Source organism: Mesorhizobium subarcticum, assembly GCF_055456085.1.
On the sequence record NZ_CM144237.1, the window covers coordinates 3,131,561 to 3,149,303 of the forward strand.

The window sequence follows — 17,743 nt, forward strand, 5'->3', positions numbered from 1 at the left end:
CATTTCAGGTTCATTTTCTGGTGCGCAGCCGCATGGCTTCATATGTCATTGCACCACACCGGCCTTGCGGAGCCCTTCGACCATGAGTTCGAAATCGGCCGGGTTCTTGTAAGGCAGGACTTTGCGACGATATTCCAGCGAATAATCGGGGTTGACGCGAAGCACCTCCTGCCATGCCGCGCGGGCCTCGGCGAAACGGCTGAGATGGCCGTAGCTGGCGGCCAACAGCGCGCGCGAGACATCGGTGATAGCATTGCGAGCCAGCCGTTGCAGCAAGAGGTCAACGGCCTCGTCGTACCTTCCCAGTTGAAACAACGCCAAAGCCTGGAAGTGCAGAAGCACATCCGGAAAATATGGGTTCAAGGTCTTTCCCCGGGCGAAACTCTCAAGGGCCTCCTCAGGTCTGCCTGAATAGTACAGCGTTTCGCCGCGGCAGACATGGGCTTCGGCGAAGTTCGGATTGAGGACCAGTGCGCGCTCGACCTCTTCGATGGCCTCATCGTGCCGTCGTGTATACAGCTTGGCTATCGCCAACGCCCAGTGCGCCCAGGGATCGTTGTCATCAAGCGTTACCGCTCGAGTTGCGGCCTCTTCTGCTTGCGCCATCGATTCCGACGGTGACGCACCCCACCTGTTCAGGTAATCGATGCCGTGCGTGAGGGCAAGGAAAGCGTAGGCAGAGGCAAAGTTCGGGTCCAACTCGGTGGCACGTTGCAAGAGCTCGCGGGCCGCGACGTTCGTGTCCTTCGTCAGCCGGTGCCACAGCTCCCGGCCCCGCAGGAAACAGTCATACGCCTCCGTGTTGCGCGGGTGCTCCGGCGCCAGCCGCAGACGGGCGCCATCAGTCAGGTTGAGCGCCAGCGCACCGACGATCTGCTGCGTCACGTCGTCCTGCACGGCGAATATGTCGGTCAGGTCGCGATCGAACCGTTCCGCCCAAAGATGGCCACCTGAGGTTGCATCGATGAGCTGCGCGGTGATGCGCACCCTGTTCCCCGACTTTCGTACGCTGCCCTCGAGCACATGCCGCACGCCGAGCTTGGTGCCCACGTCCTGCACATGGACGTTCTGGCCTTTGAAGGTGAACGACGAATTGCGTGCGATGACGAAGAGCTGCGACAGTTTGGACAGCGCCGTGATGATGTCTTCGGAGATGCCGTCGGCGAAGTAGTCCTGCTCGGCGTCACCGCTCATGTTGGCGAACGGCAGGACGGCGATAGACAGCTTCGGCGGCGCTGCCGCAGCCGGTCGGCCGCCTGCGGTTTCCGAGGTCGCGGCCGCCTTGGTCCCGGCACCGACTTGCAGCGAATAGACCCGGATCGGCTCGGCGATGTTCTTGAGCTGTGTGCTGCCGAGATCGCTCACCAAGAGGTCGAGCCTCGCCTTGACCTGACGATAAGCATCCTCGGACAGGCAGATGGCACCGGGCGCCGCGACGCCCTCCAGACGCGAGGCGATGTTGACGCCGTCGCCCATCAGGTCGCCGTCGCTTTCTTCGACCACATCCCCCAGATGGATGCCGATCCTGAACTCGATGCGGCGGTCCTGCGGCACGCCGGCGTTGCGCTCAACCATGCCATTCTGAATCTCAACGGCACAGCGTACTGCATCCACCACACTGCGGAACTCAACCAGCGCCCCATCGCCGGTGCGCTTGATCACCCGTCCGTGGTGCACTGCGATGATCGGATCGATCAGGTCGCTGCGCAGTGCCCGCAACCTCGCCAAAGTACGATCTTCGTCCTCGCTGGCGAGCCGGCTGTATCCGACCACATCCGCAGCCAGGATCGCGGCTAGCTTACGATTCTCGCTCATGGGTCCGTCTCCTCATCTCCAAGATAGCAGGAAGACGGAGGGTAAGAGGGAACTTTCGCAAACGACGGCGATGCAGCCGCCCGAATCGGCAGCGCTTTGCCACAGGACCCACACTGATCGCTTGATGCCCATTTGCGCTGCCGCTTGCCGGTCGACAGCTATCGGTTCATCCTGTGAATGCCCTGGCCGTGAAGTGCGTAGAAAGATCACGCCGTCACGGCCCTAGAGCCGGATGATTTCAGGTCGAATCGATCTGAGGTCTGAATCCGTCTCTAAGTCAAAGAGATAGAGCATGATGTCGTCCGAAAACCGGTTCACACTTTTCGGCATCATGCTCTGGTGAGGTCTGTCCGATGGACTGCTCGGGCTGCGGTTTCGAGGTTGAAGGCGGTTACGCTTTCTGTCCGAAGTGTGGCAGGCGCCAGCCCGTGCCATGCGCCAGTTGCGGCTACCTCTGCGCACCGGATTTCGAGTTCTGCCCGAAATGTGGGGCAAGTGTCGGTGCGCCCGCAAAGGCCGTCGAACGGCCTGCTCCGACACCAAGCCGGACTATTGTGCCGCCTTCTCGAACGCCGACGCTGCTTGCGAACATCGAAAGCGAAGAAGGGGCGCCCCCCGTCTCTGATGCCGATCGACGGACGGTAACGGTCCTGTTCGCCGACCTCTGCGGCTTCACGACACTCAGCGAGCAACTCGACCCCGAGGTCATGCAAGCGCTGCAGAACGAATTATTCAAGGAATTGACGGCGGCGGTGCGAAACTTTGGTGGTTTCGTCGACAAATTCATCGGCGATGCGCTGCTCGCTTTGTTCGGCGCGCCGGTCGCGCATGAGGACGATCCGGAACGTGCGCTTCGCGCTGCTCTCGACATGATCGCCCGGACGGCGCGGCTCGGCGAAAGCGCACCCCACTCCGGCACGCCTCTGTTACTCCACATCGGCATAAACACTGGTCCGGTCGTCACCGGCGGATTGGGCATCGGCACCGCCAAATCCTACTCAGTGACCGGCGACACCGTGAATACGGCGCAACGTCTGCAATCGCTGGCCGCGCCGGGTGAGGTGCTGGTAGGCGAGCTCACGCACCGGCTGACCCGGCATGCCTTCTCTTACGAACCGCTGGGTGATGTCGTGCTTCGCGGCAAGGCCGGCAGTGTGCTCGTCCATCGGCTGGATGCACCGCTTGCGGCCCCGCGTGCAGCGCGTGGGCTCGAGGCGCTCGGCCTTGGCGCGCCAATAATAGGCCGTGATGCGGAGCTTCACAGAATGCTGGCGAGCCTTGACCAGGCGTGCGGCGGCTCGGCCCAGCTTGTCCGCCTCGTCGGAGAAGCTGGTATCGGGAAATCGCGACTGGTGAAGGAGTTCGTCGCCCGCATCGGCGACGAGGATCGTTTTCGCAACGTCGCGGTGCGGCAGGCCACGTGCTCACCGCTTGGCGAACAATCATTCGGCGCCTTGGGGGCAGTGGTGCGCAGCGCCGCCGGGATGATGCAAAACGACAACGGGGATGAAATGCGGGGGAAGCTCGCAGGCTTGCTTACCGATCTCGGCCTGCAGGGCGAGGAGGCGAAGCGGCTTATGCCTTTGCTCTACCATGTGCTTGGCCTTGGCGACCCCGATGCCACCTTGCAGCATGTCGAGCCCGAGCAGCTGCGGCGGCAAATTCTCTACGCGGTCCGCACAATCATCGAACGGCGGCTTGCGTTGTCGCCACTGTTGATTGTCGTCGAAGACCTGCACTGGGCCGACGCCGTGTCGCTCGAGGCACTGCGTTTCGTGATGGACAGGTTGGAGCGCACGCGGTTGCTGTTGCTGGTCACGCATCGTCCAGCGCCGGACAACGGCCAGCTCGATTCAAGTCGGGTCAGTCACACAGCGCTCAGGCTTTCGCCGCTCAACCGTGATGACGGACGCAGCCTGCTGGCGGCGCTTTTCGGCGAGGGTTGGGTAAACTCCGCAAGCGGGCTTCTCGACCAGATCCTCGAGCGCGCGGGCGGCAACCCGCTTTTTGTAGAGGAGATCGTTCGCGGCCTTATCGATCGCGGTGTACTGATGCGTGAGGGCCAGCGGTGGCGGACTGCGGCGGGCGACGTCGCAACCGGCATTCCCGCCACCATCCAGGCAATGTTGCTTGCTCGCGTCGACCGGCTGCCCCAGGAGGTGCGCCGGTTGGCCCAGGAAGCCGCGGTCATCGGCCCGCGCTTCGATGTCACACTTCTAAAAACCGTGACAGCCGACCCCGGCCGGCTGGAAGCCGGCTGCGAACTGCTTTGCGATGCGGAGATCATCGAGGAAGTTGCCGGATCAGGTTCGGCCTCATCGCAGATGTACCGCTTTACGCAAACATTGCTGCAGGACGTGATCTACCAGAATCTGCTCCTGCAGCGCCGGACCGACATCCATGGGCGGGTCGGTGTCGCCTTGGAGCACCTGCTTGGCGACAAGCCGGAACGGCTCGAGGATTTGACCGTGCTCGGTCATCATTTCGCACAGAGCGCCGAGCGGGAGCGGGGCGCGCATTACCTGCAGGCGGCAGGCGATCGCGCTCGCACAATATACGCCAACGACGACGCCCTTCGTTTCTACGAGCGTGCATTGGCTGCGTTGGGCGCGATCGGGCAAACACCGCTCAAACTGGCAATTGCAGAGCGCATTGCCGATTTGAGCGGCCCCGCAGGCCGCCGCGAGATCGCGCACCAGCACTACGAGACGGTGCTGCAGGCATATCGCGAGTCAGCCGATCGTGTCGCTTCGGCGCGAGTCCTGCGCAAGATCGGTCGGCTGCTCTGGGACGTCGGCAAGCGGGACAACGCAGAATCCCGCTATGCCGAAGCGGCAGCGCTTCTGGATGGAGCGGATGCCCCGGTCGAGCAGGCGCATCTCTGGCAAGAACGTGGCCGACAGGCATTCCGGAGCGGAGATCACGCTCTCGCGGCAAAATGGGCAGACGCGGCGCTGGACTGCGTAGGTACTCTGATAACGGAGCAGGTCTCCGAGGTGGGGGGTGACGCCACTCTTGTGACCGCCGAGGCACATAATACCAAGGCTGTTGCGCTGGCTCGCCTTGGGCGAAACAGTGAAGCCGTGCGTCAAGTCGAGCGCAGCATTGAATTGGCCGAAGCCGCCGGTCTACTGGGCGCGGCCTGCCGCGGCTACACCAATCTCGGTGTGCTTTACACGACCATCGATCCGGCACGGGCGATGGAGGTCTGTCGGCGCGGTCTTGAAGTGGCGCGCCTTATTGGTGATTTGGGTTTCCAGGCGCGCCTCCTCGCCAATCTGGCGGTCGCTTGTTGTACTTTCACGGATCGCTGTCCAACGGAGGGCGTGCCTGCTGCCGAGAAGGCCATCGAGATCGACCGGGCGCTCGACCAGCGCGAGCACCTGCCGGTGCCGTTGATCGTGCTTGGGCAGATCCACCAGTGCAATGGCCGCCCGGAACTGGCGGTTGGCTTCTTCCACGAAGCACTGGACGTAGCCCGCGAAACGGGCGAGCCCCAATTGCTGTTTCCGTGCTATGATGGTCTCGCAACGCTTAATCTCGACCTCGACAATCTGGCCGAGGCCGAGCGCTACTTTTCCTTGGCGCAGGATATATGCGCCCAGCACGGGCTCGACCCGGAAGCGCTTGTGGTGCTGCCTTTTCTCGACTAGCCGGGCGGGAGGTTGGACATGTCTGCTAGTGACTTGGTACCGCTTCAACCGGGCGACCGTGCGCCGAACGTGATACTCGACGCCATTACCCGAGAAGGCAAGATCGCGCTTGACGACTTTCGCGGACAAAAACCGGTGCTGGTCGGCCTGTTTCGAGGCCTTCATTGTGCATTTTGCCGGCGCCATATCGCCGCCCAGGCGCGGCTTGATCCGGAGCTGCGCGAAAAGGGCGTGGGGAGCCTGACGGTGGTCAACACGCCGATCGAACGGGCGCGTCTCTATTTCCGCTACCACCCGATGCCGAATCTGCTTGCGGCCTCCGACCCTGAACGTGCTTCTCATCGTGCTTTTGGACTGCCCAATCTCGAATTCACCGAAAACGAGACGAACTGGCCGTACAAGGTCGCGATGGCAGCGGCGAAGGATATGCGGGTCGACATGCCAGGCGAGCTGCCCGGTCCAATGGATCCCATGGCGGCCGGCGAAATTCTCGACAAGAAGGACCATTACGAACTGACCGAAGCCGACAAGCAGATGATGGCGACGGGATACGGGCAATTGGTCGGTCAGTTCCTGCTGGACCGGCAGGGGATCGTGCGCTGGAGCTTCACGGAGGTTCCGGAGGGTGGGCGGTACATGTTTGGGGCGCCAAACCCACGGGAGCTGATGTCGGCCGTGTCGCAAGTCGCCCAATAGACAAAGTTCACCGCTCCTTGAGCACGGCCTCGACAATGGCAACAAAGTCATCGAGCGAGCGATCCCCGCGAATCTCGATGCGTGGAAGGTCGATGGGATCGCAATCGAGGTCCGCCGGCCCATGTCTGCCGCCGAAGCCGATCCGATAGCCGCACTCCCTGGCCAGCCGGCCAAGCCGTCGGTCGGTGACAGAGAAGGGTGCCGCGAACGCCGTGGTTGGCCGACCGGTCCACCGTTCGATGAACATACGCGAGCGCAGAAGCTCGGCGGCAAGGTCAGAGCTCGACAGACCATCGATCGCGCGATGTGTCGCCATATGGCTTCCGAAGAAGGCACCTTCGGCGGCGAGGCGTCGCACCGTCCCGGCGTCCATAAGCGGCGTCGGCGGACCGCTGTCGGCGTCCCACTGTGCACTTTCACCCACCATGTCCGTCACCAGGAACACTTCCGCGGTCAGGTCGTTGGCGCGCAAGATCGGCCAGGCATGGTCGGCAAAGTTCTGGAAGCCGTCATCGAAGGTGATGAGCACTGGGCGGCCAGCGAAAGGTTGACGGTTGGCGATGAACTGTTCCAGCTGCTCTGAACTAATCGCGTGAAAGCCATTGGCGCGGAGCCATGCCATCTGGCTGGCGAATGCGGCGGGCGTGAGCCGAAAACGGGCGAGCGTGGCCGGACCTTCATCGGCGATGCTGTGATACATGAGGGCGGGGATACGCTGGCGCCGCTCGTTACGCGCGACGTCGCGGCGCAAGGCCCGCGCCCCGCCCCAGATGATATTTCGCGCGACCCCGATTTCGATAGGCGCGCGGATTGGCACATGATCGATCAGCGGTTCCCTCGCCAAATCGTCCGGCGACAGGCGGCGGAAGCGGTCTATGCGGTAGAGTTCGGTCTGGATCGATTGCTCGAGGACGAGGCCTTCGGTCGCCGCCAGCGTCTCCGAGATCGCCTGGGCACCGAATGTGTTCCAGTCGAAGCCCGTCCTTTCAACATTGTCACGCAGCACGAATGCGTGTGCGCTGATGAAACTGCCGCCAGGCGCCAACGCCTCGGCGAATTTTTTGGTGATGCGCCGCAACTCGGCGAGATCATCCAGATAGTAGAGCACTTCCGAACAAAAGATCAGATCCATCTGTCCCGGCAGCGTGTCCACAGCGAAATCCAGCACGCCGAACTCAATGTTAGGCCGATCACTGCATCGCGCACGGGCCCGCTCGATGGCTATGGCGGAGATGTCGGTGGCGGTCAGATGGCTCACACGCGACGCCAGCTGCCGCGTGAAGTGGCCCTCCGCGCAAGCCAGCTCAAGCGCCCGTCCGATGGGACCGGCAGGCAGGATTTCGAGCTGCCGCTCATATTTTTCCTGCTCATAGAACGAGCCGTAGTTCCACGGATCCTCGGTCGCGAAATAGCTATTCCAGAACGCCGTGCGATCATTCCTGTCCGTGGTCCGTGCTCGGCGCGGCGCGGCAGGAGGCTGTGCTGGTTCGGCGCTCGACCGGACCAGTTCCCGCGCTTCAGCGGCCAATTGGGCGAGCTTGCCGAAGTGACTGTCCGGATCGGACCGGCGTTCGGCCGTGGACGACAATGCCTCGGCTGCAAGCGTGTTTGACATGTCGACACCGGCGCCCTCCTGCGGCACGGTTGATCGTCCAGCAAGCCTTGCCGTACTGTCTGCAAGCCGCTCAGCGGGCACGATATTCCGGATCAACTCAATCCAATGATCCCTTGTCACTGTCCCGAGCACGCCAAACTGCACGACAGCCTCGATCTGGCCGTCCATCATCAGATAGGCATAAATTCGATCGATGCCTTCCGGTAGTTCAATCGCGGCCGGATTGCGTGCGTCGACGCGAATTCCAAGTGTCCGCGCCAGCCTGCGCGGCGCGGCAAGATCGTCGGCATCGAGAAGCATTTGCTCAAGCTGATACTGGACGCGGCGACCCGCTGCGGGATTGTCCCAGACCTTGCCGAGTTCGATGATCAACTCGGTGAGGGAACTGCCGAACCTGCCCCACCTGGCAGCCAATTGCACCGGCACCGACAGGCTTCCGGCCATAAGGCCGTCGAAGATCACCTTGGCGAACTCATGTGTCCACTTACGTCCCGCGGGGAGCGCGCGCAGGGACTGCGGATCAATCGAGCGCGAGCCGCGGCCGCAATCCGACGCGGCGTTCCGCAACGCGGTCCACGCAAGGGCTTCGGCAGCAGTACCGCCGTTCGCATTATCGTTGGCCATCGAGCTTTCGTTTTCTCCGGCAAGAGTCGGCGAATGTCAAAAACGGATGACGGAATCGGATGGCAGCACTGCTCTGTCAAGGTCGGGGAGGATTAGAGGCAGGCAAAAAGGCTTGGTGACAGGCTGAATGGCAAGCGCTCATGCCCCTCGTGCATGGCCTGGGATCCTGGTGCCGGCGTTCTGTGGCCAGAATCACCTATGCCCGGTTCATGGAAACGCCCGGAGGTCCGAGCCGAAGGTCGAAATACCTCCCCTGAGGGCTAGTAGACACCGCCAAGTAACTGGCGCAACGGTCTAGCCCGCACCGATGACGCCTTGTACCACAACATTGGCTTGTTGAAGTTAGTAGCAACGACGGACATAGATGTCGTTGCTTGCCGATTTGACCGGAAGGTTACAGCACGATGCCACGCATGATTCGACGATTGGGAGCCAGGAACCTGGCACGCCAGGCACGACGTCTCGGATATCTGACTGCGATGTTTGTCCTGATTGCCGGGCCGCTCGTCTCTGGTATCGCCCTCTTGCTGGCTGGTCCGGCACAGGCGCAGTCACCAGCGACCGTCCCGCCTGAAAGGGTCAAACAGCTGTTTGAGCTTCTCGACGATCCGTCAGTGAAGGCCTGGGTGGCCGAACAACGAAAACAGGACGCCGGGTCAACGGGAACGCCTGCAGAGGCAGGCGCTTCGCCGGCCGACGCATCGTCCGGCGCCGTGGCCGCACCAGCCCAGATGAATACGATGGCATCCTCGACGCTCGATCGGATCAAGCATCATATCGAACGGATCGTGGGAACCTTGCCCTCGCTGCCAGGCCAGTTCGCGCGCGTTCGGGAAGCGACCATGGAGGATATGTCCAGCAGGGGGCCAGCCGGCATATTTTTGCTGATTGCGATTTTCATCGCCGCCGGCCTGGCGCTGACCTGGGCCACGTACAAACTCACCCGTCCATTTCGTCTTTGGATCATCGCCCAACCGAAGGATACGCCCATCGGGCGGGCCAAGAAGATTGGTGGTCGGCTGCTTTATTCCAGCCTGCTGATTGTCTCGTTCGCGGTGGGTAGCGCCGGCGCGTTCATGTTGTTCGACTGGCCAGTGCTCATCCGTGAGATCGTGCTGACATTTCTGATGGCGGCAGTCGTTACATGGGGTGTGCGCACGTACGTCATAGCCCTGCTCGTCCCTTCCTTCATGCATGTCGAGAACGCCGTCGAGGTTCGTGCCTTGCCGATCACCAACGAGACGGCCGACCATTGGTCCTTTTGGCTATCGCGGATCGTCGGCGTCTTCGCCTTCTTCGCAGCCGCTTTTATCCTTCTGCCGGGTCTCGGCATTGACCGCGACGGAATGATGGTCCTGTTTCTGGGCGCCGATTTCGTGCTGCTGTTTCTGTGGCTGCTTGCCGTCTGGCGCCGGCCAAGAATGCGGCGGGACGATGGGCACGGTCACACGGCAGCAACATGGTTGTTGACTGCTTATTTCGTCGCTCTGTTTATGGAGCGTATCGCCGGCCTGTACACATGGTTCTGGTTCACCTTGGCCGCATTCGTCCTGCCTTTGGCGATCGTGCTGACGCAGCGCGGGGTCAATTTCGTCCTGCGGCCGGGTTCGGAAGATGTCGGCCGGCCTACCATCCCGGCGGTGACGATCGCGGCCATCGATCGCGGAATCCGGATGATGTTGATCCTGGCGGCGGCTTACTTCCTCGCGCGTGTCTGGGGCCTGGACATGCAATCCATGCGCGACAGCGATCCGACGACGACGTTCATATTGCGCGGCTTGATCAACGTCGTGGTCATTGCCCTCGCAGCCGATTTCGGCTGGTCGATCATCAAGGCCTTGATCGAACGAAAGCTGGGCATCGAAATGCCGCACCCTGTGATCAGCGAGGAGGACGTTCCGATCCTCGATGCGCAGCAGGCACGGCTGCACACGCTCTTGCCGATCCTCCAGAACATGCTGCTCGCATTGATCATCGTGATGGCGGTGCTGATGATGCTCGCCTCTTTGGGTATCCAGATCGGCCCGCTGATCGCCGGCGCTGGCGTTGTCGGCGTCGCTGTGGGCTTTGGCGCACAAACCGTCGTCAAGGACGTCATTTCGGGCGTGTTTTTTCTGCTCGATGATGCGTTTCGTGTCGGCGAATATATTTCCTCGGGCAACTACAAGGGTACGGTGGAAAGCTTTTCGCTGCGCTCGGTGAAGCTGCGCCACCATCGTGGTCCGCTGTTCACCATACCGTTCGGTGAACTCGGGGCCGTCCAGAACCAGAGCCGTGACTGGGTTATCGACAAATTCAACATCACCGTCGGCTATGACACCGATATCGACTTCGCCCGCAAGCTGATCAAGCGGATCGGCCTCGAACTGGCGGAAGATCCCGAGTTCAAAAACTGGGTGCTCGACCCGATCAAGATGCAGGGCGTACAGGAATTCGGCGAGTACGGCATCGTCTTGAGGGTCAAGGCCATGACCAGACCCGGAGGCGCCTTCGGTATGAAACGCAAATTCTATGTACGCATCCGCCAAGCCTTCAAGGAGCAGGGCATCGAGCTGCCATTTCCGACCGTCCACGTACAGGGGCTGCAGAACCCACATGAGGCAGAGAATGCGCCGTTGGAGATCCCGCCCGAGTTGCAAATGGCCGTCGCGCAGTCGCACACCAATCGGCGCAGAAAGAAAGCTGGCACAACGGAGTAGGAAGCCTGTGACACCTGCCGGTCCCAACGGGGCTTTCCGCGCCTCGGCCGTGGCGGGGAACTCTTTTATCTGCAACCGATTGAGACACGCTTCTCGCTCAAGGGTCCATCTCCACCGACAGCAGGAACACGCAGTGTAAGAGGGAACTTCCTGAAGCCCACGGCTAGATCACCGTCTCTCCTCCATCGATAACCAGAATCTGGCCCGTCATGTACGAGGACCGATCGGACACAAGAAACAGCACTGCCTCCGCGATTTCCTCGACGCTTGCCCAACGACCAAGCGGCACTTTTTCGCGGATATAGGCTTCGATGGCTTCCCGGCCTCCCATCTGGGCGATGAATGGGGCATTGAAGGGCGTGTCGACCCAACCGGGGCAAAGCGCGTTGACGCGAATGCCAAAGCGGCCATAGTCGCCCGCCATCTGCCTGGTCATCGCGATCACCGCGTGCTTGGTCGTCGTATAGGCGATCATCTCGCGGTCGTAGAGCACGCCGGAGCTCGACGACGTGTTGAGGATGACCCCGCGACCCGCCTTTTTCATGAACGGCATGACGATGCGGGCGCCGAGAAAGTGGGCCCGCACGTTGAGCGTCCAGGATGCGTCGAAGCCTTTGACACTCACACCAAGCAGGTCACCCTCGTACCTGTGCGCCGGCATGATTGTGCAGGATGTCGATCCTGCCTTGCGTGTCGATGAAATCGTGAAAGCCGGCTTCAAGCGCCTTATCGTCGGTCAGGTCGAACACAAGCGCCTTTGCCCGGCCACCAGCAGCAACAATCTGGTCGACGGTCGCGTTCGCGCCGTCAGCGCTGCGGTCCGCCACGCCGACCACCGCACCCTCGCGCGCGATGATCAGCGCTGCCGCCCTGCCGATGCCCGATCCTGCCCCGGTGACGATCGCGGTCCTGTCCTGCAGGATCATCTTTCAGCCCCCTTTCTCCCCGGTTCGTAATCCTGCATCATCCGGCGGACGAGCCTTGCCGGCTTGGGTGCGCGCTGATCAACCTCTGGGGAAAAACAGGCATGTACGACTTCGGCCCCTTCAAGTTCGAGTCGAAGCAGGATTTTTTCGACAAGGCAATCCGTTTCTGGAATCCCGACAAGACCAGGTTCTGGCAGAAAGCCGGGATCGATCTGGTGATCGGCAGGCGGGAAGGGTATTTCCTCTACGACATGTCGGGCCGCCGCCTGATCGACCTGCACCTCAATGGCGGCACCTACAATCTCGGTCACCGCAATCCGGAGCTGGTCGAGACGCTGAAGAGCGCGCTCGACTATTTCGACATCGGCAACCACTGGTTCCCCTCCGTGGCGCGAACGGCGCTGGCCGAATCCCTCGTCAATGTCTCGCCCGGAATGAAATACGCGATCTTCGCGCCGGGCGGCGCGGAGGCGGTGGACATCGCCATCAAGAGCGCTCGCTATGCCACCAAGCGGCGCAAGATCGTGTCGATCATCAAGGGCTATCACGGGCATTCGGGGCTCGCGGTGGCGACCGGCGACGATCGCTTCACCAAGATCTTTCTTTCCGACCAGCCGGAGACGTTCATCCAGGTTCCGTTCAATGATATCGACGCCATGGAGCAGGCGCTGAGGGGCGAAGACGTCGCGGCGCTGATCATGGAGACGATCCCCGCCACGTATGGCTTCCCGATGCCGAAGAACGGCTATCTCACCTCCTGCAAGGCGCTGTGCGAAAAGCATGGCGCGATGTACATCGCCGACGAGGTTCAGACCGGGCTCATGCGCACGGGCAGCATGTGGGGCTGGCAGGCCTATGGCGTCCAGCCGGACATCATGGTGACGGCAAAGGGCCTGTCTGGCGGGCTCTATCCGATCAGCGCGACGCTGGTGAACGACAGGGCCGGCGGCTGGCTCAACGAGGACGGGGCGGCCCACATCTCGACCACCGGTGGAGCCGAACTCGGCTGTGTCGTTGCTCACAAGGTCATCGAGATGCTGCAGCGACCCGAGCTGGTGGCCAATGTCGGCACCGTGACCGAATTCATGGCGCAGGCCATGCGTGAGATGCAGGCTCGTCACGGCGACATCTTCACCGGGGTGCGCCAGAAGGGCGTGATCCTCGGCCTGGAGTTCAGCAACCACAGGGAAGGCGCCGTCTTCGTGTCACGCGCACTCTACGAGCAGGGCGTCTGGGCGATCTTCTCGTCGCTCGACAAGCGGGTGCTGCAATGGAAGCCCGGCGTTCTTCTCGATCACGAAACCTGCCGGGACATCATGGATCGCTTCGATGCGGCAATGCCGCGCGCCCGCGAGTTGCTGCATCAGGCAGGCAAAGCGAGTTGACATGTCCCGAACCTGGTTGAAACTGCCAGGCGTCCAGCGCGGGCTGGACGCTGGACTTGCCGGGATCTCGCAGGTTCCGCAAGAAGACAAGGGCACAGAGATGGGGCAGGGCGGACAGTGACGGATTTCGACGCGCTCACCCATGATCAGCAGCTCGGCATCCTGCAGGAGACGGCGGAGGCGGCGATCGCCAACTACGATCTGCCGGCGGATGTTTCCGTCGCGATGATCAACCTGTCGGAGAACGCGACTTACAAGATTGCAGCTCGCGACGGCCGGCGCTGGGCGCTGCGCATCCATCGCGACGGCTACCATTCAAGGACGGCCATCCAGTCCGAACTGGCCTGGCTGACCGATTTGCGCCAGACCGGGATTGTGCCCACCCCCGTGCCCGTCGCGGGCAAGGACGGCGAGCAGATCCAGCGTGTCGGCCATGCCAGGCTGGCGCAACCCCGCAATGTCGTGCTGTCGCAATGGGAGACCGGTTCGGAGCCGGGCATAGGCGAAGCGCTCGCCGAACCTTTCGAGGTGCTTGGCGAGGTGACGGCCCGCATGCACATCCACGCCCGGCAATGGAGCCGCCCATCCTGGTTCAGCCGCCATGTGTGGGATTTCGAGACAAGTCTCGGCGAGGAAAACCCCCATTGGGGGCGCTGGCGTGACGGCATGGGTGTCGACACCGCGAAAGCCAAACTCTTTGGCCGCACCGCGGAGCTGATCGGCCGCAGGCTCGACGCCTTTGGCAAAGGCCATGACCGCTTCGGCCTCATCCATTGCGACCTGCGGCTCGCCAACCTTTTGATCGACGGCAAGACAGTGAAGGTCATCGACTTCGACGATTGCGGCTTCGGTTGGTATATGTACGACGCGGCGACGCCGATCTCTTTCTACGAGCACGAGCCGCAGGCCGCCGATCTGATCCGGTCGTGGACGATCGGCTATCGCCGGGTGCTTGACCTGCCCAAGGCGGACGAGGACGAGATCCCGACCTTCGTGATGCTGCGCCGCCTGCTCCTGGTTGCGTGGATCGGCTCACATGCGGAGACGGATCTCGCCAAGTCGATGGGCCTGCCCTACACCGAAGGAACTGTCGGGCTGTGCGAGGCCTATCTGAGTAAGTTCTCCTAGACGGTTGCCATCATCACGCCAGTGCTTCGAGGCTCTCCGGCAGGATCTGGCCGCCATCGACGATGAGCGTCTGCCCCGTCACGTATCCAGCTTCCTTCGACGCAAAGTAGAGCGCAGCGTAGCCGATGTCCTCCACGGTTCCGAGCCGCTTGAGCGGGACAGAGGCGGCCATGGTCTTCTGATAGTCTTCGCCCAGGCCGGCAAGCCCCTCGGTGATGATGTTGCCCGGCATGACGGCGTTGACGGTAATGCCGTATTTCGCCAGCTCGATGCAGGCCGTGCGCATGAAGCCGAGTTGCCCGGCCTTGGTGGCGCCGTAGTGCGACCAGCCGGGAAAACCGGTGACCGGGCCGGTGATCGATGACGTCAGCACGATCCGGCCCTGGTCGGATTTCTTGAGATAGGGTACCGCCGCCTTGACCGCGTGGAAGGTGCCCTTGAGGTTGGTGTCGACAACCTCGTCCCATTGTTCCGAAGTCATGTCCTCAAGCCGCGCCTGCGGGAAAATTCCGGCATTGGCGCACAACACGTCGATGCCGCCGTTTCTCGCGGCCACTGCAGCAAACGCGCTCTCGATGCTGGCGAGTGAGGTGACGTCGCCGACCACGCCGAAGGCGCCGTGGCCAATCCCGGCGGCCGCGGCTTCAGCCTGGTCGAGATGGCGCGCGATGATGGCGACCTTGGCGCCAGACAGCGCGAACACCCGCGCTATGCCCTTGCCGATGCCTTTCGATCCGCCGGTAATGACGACGGACCGACCCTTCAAAGACTGGGTCATGAGTTGAAGCTCCAAAATGAGACGGGGACAGAGTGATACTCTGTCCCCGTTGCCGAAAAGGATTCCAGGGCGATGGACGCGCCCTAGCCTTCGTTCACCATGTGACCGATGTTCTGGTACGCTTGGGGGTTGGCGGACTTCAGCACGAAGCCCCAGATCAGGCCGACGATAAGGATCGCAAGCCCGACATAGGGGATGCTCCTGGCGAAGCCATTGGTGCCGCCGAGCGTCGCCAGATTGGCCACCAGCGTGTAGACGAGGACCAGCTGGACCACGAGCGAGATCAGCGGCGCAATGACGGTCGTCAGCATGCTGCCGCCGCCGTTCTTCTTGAACCACATGTAGATCGCCAGCGATACAACGGCCTGCAACACCAGCAGCAGTCCCGTGCCAAGCACCGCAAACAGCGTATAGACGCCAAGCCAGGCCTGTCCCGATGGATCATCGAAGCCGTAGGCCAGGCCGTAGAGCAGGACCCAAATCGCCGCCAGCACCGACTGCAGGGCCGAGGCCTTATGGGGGCTCTTGTGGTGGTCATGCGTCTCCGCGATCACCTGGGGCAGGACGCCTTCGCGTGCCAGCGAGTACAAATAGCGGGACGCGGTGTTGTGGAAGGCCATGCCGCAGGCGAAGGAACTGGTCAGGATGAGAAGCGACATCAGCTGGTAGCCCCAGCCGCCGACAAAACTCTGAACCGGTGTCAGGAAGAAGTTCACCCCGTCGGAGAATGCCTTGGCGACCATGTCGGCCTCGGTGGGATAGGCCGCCACCGCGCACCAGCTGACGAAGGTGTAGAACAGGCCAAGGCCAATGACCGAAATCAGCAGCGATTGCGGAATGATGCGCTTCGGATCGCGCGATTCCTCGGCGTAATTCGGCGCCATCTCGAAGCCGACCCACGACCAGAACGCCATGAAGATGCCGACGGCGGCCGCGCCCGCGGGGATGGCCACAGTTCCGACGGTCTGCTCGGCGACAGGCGTGAACACCTTGAACACATTGAGCGAATCGCCGGAAAAATTCGTCCCGCCATGGGCGAAGAGCACACCCAGCGAGAAGATCACCAGCATGATCACTTCAAGAATGAGGGCGATCCCGAGCAGCCGTGCCGACACCTTCACGTCGCGGTAGGCGAGTGCCGCGATCACCACGATCATGGCGAGCGCCAGGACGATCCACGGCACGTTGATGCCGAAGTGCTGGGAGATCCACAAATTGCCGAAAAATGCGAACAGCCCGGTGAGCGAGGCCTCGAATAGCGAGTAGCAGGCGAGCGAGCCAATGCCCGCCGACATGCCGACTTCACGGCCGAGCCCCTGGCTGATGAAGGAATAAAAGCCGCCGACGGACGAGACGCGCGATGCCATGGCGGCATAGCCGACCGAGAAGATGGTCAGCACGATCGTCGCCATCAGGAAGGCGGCCGGCGTGTATTTGCCGATGCCGTAGCCTGCCGCGAACGGGACATTGCCCAGCATCGCCGACATTGGCGCCGCGCCGGTGACGGCCAGGAAGAGCACTCCCGCGAGCCCCACGGCCTTGGAGTGCAAAAGATTGATGCTGTTACTCTTCGAGACGTCGATCGTCCCGCGTGCAGTTTCTATGGCCATGAAGCCCTCTCCATTCGTGACAGCGGTATTTGGTCCCCGCACGTGGCGGCCGATGTGTCCCGGCCTGCGCGTGCAGCCATGACACTACGGACGCAGCGTCACTTTGCCAAGGCCATGATTTTGCATAGCTCGCCGCTCGACATCACGTGGCAGTAGATCATGTTGATGATTTCGAGCTCCTTGCGATGAAGCTCCTCGGTCGCCGCCGCGCAGCAGTCCTCAAGCACGATGACGGCGTAGCTCTCATCCGCCAGGCTGCGCACCGTCGAGGACACGCACTGATCCGTGAAGATGCCGCAGCAGATGACATTCCTGATGCCGAGATTGTGAAGGATCAGGCGCAGATTTGTTCCCGTCAGCGCGGAATCGGTGGTCTTGGTCACGACGATTTCGTCGCCGGCCGGCTGAAGCTCGGCAACGAGCTGCGACGGCGTGTCGTTCTTTGGCAGCAGCAGATTGTTCCAGCCCGGCATTTTCTGGGAAAGCGAGCGGTCGCGCCCGTCCCTGGTGTGGCAGGCGATGCGGGCAAAAAGGCATTCGATGCCATTTTGCCGAGCCAACTCCAGCAATCTTGCCGTGTTCGGTATGACCGTGCCGTGCATGCGCTCGTGGAACGGCGTCCACAGATCGTAGCGGTGCTGTTCCTGCGGTGAAAGCGAGGCGCGATCCGGCCGTTCCAGGTAGGTGTTCTGAACGTCGATGACCAGGATGGCCGTTTGCGCCGGCACCAGCACCGGATCATCCGGCTCGGGCGCGCCGAGGTAATAGAGCGAACGGAATCCGTTTTTCCAGTCCATGCGGTCCTTTCAGAAGC

At 62.1% G+C, this 17,743-nt stretch carries 10 protein-coding genes and 1 pseudogene; 5 read left to right on the plus strand and 6 right to left on the minus strand.

Annotated elements, in window-relative coordinates:
• Window positions 1-45: 45 nt before the first annotated feature.
• Window positions 46-1,815: an adenylate/guanylate cyclase domain-containing protein gene (locus ACZYHG_RS15255; RefSeq protein WP_464614494.1), complete on the minus strand. Its 1,770-nt coding sequence runs from the start codon at window positions 1,813-1,815 to the stop codon at window positions 46-48.
• 353 nt (window positions 1,816-2,168) lie between these two features.
• On the opposite strand from ACZYHG_RS15255, the gene ACZYHG_RS15260 reads away from it, so the two are divergent.
• Together ACZYHG_RS15260 and ACZYHG_RS15265 are read left to right on the plus strand one after the other, a co-directional pair.
• Window positions 2,169-5,468: an adenylate/guanylate cyclase domain-containing protein gene (locus ACZYHG_RS15260; RefSeq protein ID WP_464614495.1), complete on the plus strand. Its 3,300-nt coding sequence runs from the start codon at window positions 2,169-2,171 to the stop codon at window positions 5,466-5,468.
• A gap of 18 nt (window positions 5,469-5,486) precedes the next feature.
• The gene (locus tag ACZYHG_RS15265) at window positions 5,487-6,164 is read left to right on the plus strand and encodes a redoxin domain-containing protein (RefSeq protein WP_464614698.1); all 678 of its coding nucleotides are present in this window, start codon (window positions 5,487-5,489) and stop codon (window positions 6,162-6,164) included.
• A gap of 7 nt (window positions 6,165-6,171) precedes the next feature.
• Here the strand turns inward: ACZYHG_RS15265 and ACZYHG_RS15270 are convergent, their stop codons facing one another.
• Window positions 6,172-7,947, minus strand: a complete 1,776-nt coding sequence (locus ACZYHG_RS15270; protein WP_464614496.1) for an SAM-dependent methyltransferase — start codon at window positions 7,945-7,947, stop codon at window positions 6,172-6,174.
• A gap of 935 nt (window positions 7,948-8,882) precedes the next feature.
• Between ACZYHG_RS15270 and ACZYHG_RS15275 the strand changes: the two genes are divergently transcribed.
• Window positions 8,883-11,102 carry a mechanosensitive ion channel family protein gene (locus ACZYHG_RS15275; RefSeq protein ID WP_464614497.1) on the plus strand — a complete coding sequence of 740 codons (2,220 nt, stop codon included), beginning with the start codon at window positions 8,883-8,885 and terminating at the stop codon, window positions 11,100-11,102.
• 163 nt (window positions 11,103-11,265) lie between these two features.
• Here the strand turns inward: ACZYHG_RS15275 and ACZYHG_RS15280 are convergent.
• Window positions 11,266-12,028: pseudogene (locus ACZYHG_RS15280) on the minus strand (SDR family NAD(P)-dependent oxidoreductase).
• A 101-nt stretch (window positions 12,029-12,129) separates the two neighbouring features.
• On the opposite strand from ACZYHG_RS15280, the gene ACZYHG_RS15285 reads away from it, so the two are divergent.
• Both ACZYHG_RS15285 and ACZYHG_RS15290 read left to right on the plus strand, forming a co-directional pair.
• Window positions 12,130-13,413: a class-III pyridoxal-phosphate-dependent aminotransferase gene (locus ACZYHG_RS15285; protein ID WP_464614498.1), complete on the plus strand. Its 1,284-nt coding sequence runs from the start codon at window positions 12,130-12,132 to the stop codon at window positions 13,411-13,413.
• Window positions 13,414-13,530: 117 nt separating this feature from the next.
• Window positions 13,531-14,541 carry a phosphotransferase enzyme family protein gene (locus tag ACZYHG_RS15290; protein ID WP_464614499.1) on the plus strand — a complete coding sequence of 337 codons (1,011 nt, stop codon included), beginning with the start codon at window positions 13,531-13,533 and terminating at the stop codon, window positions 14,539-14,541.
• A gap of 13 nt (window positions 14,542-14,554) precedes the next feature.
• On the opposite strand, the gene fabG is transcribed toward ACZYHG_RS15290, so the two are convergent.
• The 3 genes from fabG to ACZYHG_RS15305 all read right to left on the minus strand — a co-directional run bounded on the left by fabG (window position 14,555) and on the right by ACZYHG_RS15305 (window position 17,726).
• Entirely contained in the window at window positions 14,555-15,319 is a 765-nt protein-coding gene (fabG, locus tag ACZYHG_RS15295) for a 3-oxoacyl-ACP reductase FabG (RefSeq protein WP_464614500.1), read from the minus strand.
• An 83-nt stretch (window positions 15,320-15,402) separates the two neighbouring features.
• On the minus strand, window positions 15,403-16,929 hold the full coding sequence (locus ACZYHG_RS15300; protein ID WP_464614501.1) for an APC family permease: 1,527 nt from the start codon (window positions 16,927-16,929) through the stop codon (window positions 15,403-15,405).
• 98 nt (window positions 16,930-17,027) lie between these two features.
• Complete coding sequence (locus ACZYHG_RS15305; RefSeq protein WP_464614502.1) at window positions 17,028-17,726, minus strand: cysteine hydrolase family protein; 699 nt, start codon at window positions 17,724-17,726, stop codon at window positions 17,028-17,030.
• Between the last annotated feature and the right edge of the window lie 17 nt (window positions 17,727-17,743).

Bases quoted from the DNA above. Each gene is read 5' to 3' on its own strand.
- fabG (WP_464614500.1), bottom strand. From the start codon at position 15,319: ATGACCCAGTCTTTGAAGGGTCGGTCCGTCGTCATTACCGGCGGATCG.
- ACZYHG_RS15285 (WP_464614498.1), top strand. From the start codon at position 12,130: ATGTACGACTTCGGCCCCTTCAAGTTCGAGTCGAAGCAGGATTTTTTC.
- ACZYHG_RS15260 (WP_464614495.1), top strand. From the start codon at position 2,169: ATGGACTGCTCGGGCTGCGGTTTCGAGGTTGAAGGCGGTTACGCTTTC.
- ACZYHG_RS15305 (WP_464614502.1), bottom strand. From the start codon at position 17,726: ATGGACTGGAAAAACGGATTCCGTTCGCTCTATTACCTCGGCGCGCCC.
- ACZYHG_RS15255 (WP_464614494.1), bottom strand. From the start codon at position 1,815: ATGAGCGAGAATCGTAAGCTAGCCGCGATCCTGGCTGCGGATGTGGTC.
- ACZYHG_RS15265 (WP_464614698.1), top strand. From the start codon at position 5,487: ATGTCTGCTAGTGACTTGGTACCGCTTCAACCGGGCGACCGTGCGCCG.
- ACZYHG_RS15270 (WP_464614496.1), bottom strand. From the start codon at position 7,947: ATGGACGGCCAGATCGAGGCTGTCGTGCAGTTTGGCGTGCTCGGGACA.
- ACZYHG_RS15275 (WP_464614497.1), top strand. From the start codon at position 8,883: ATGTTTGTCCTGATTGCCGGGCCGCTCGTCTCTGGTATCGCCCTCTTG.
- ACZYHG_RS15300 (WP_464614501.1), bottom strand. From the start codon at position 16,929: ATGGCCATAGAAACTGCACGCGGGACGATCGACGTCTCGAAGAGTAAC.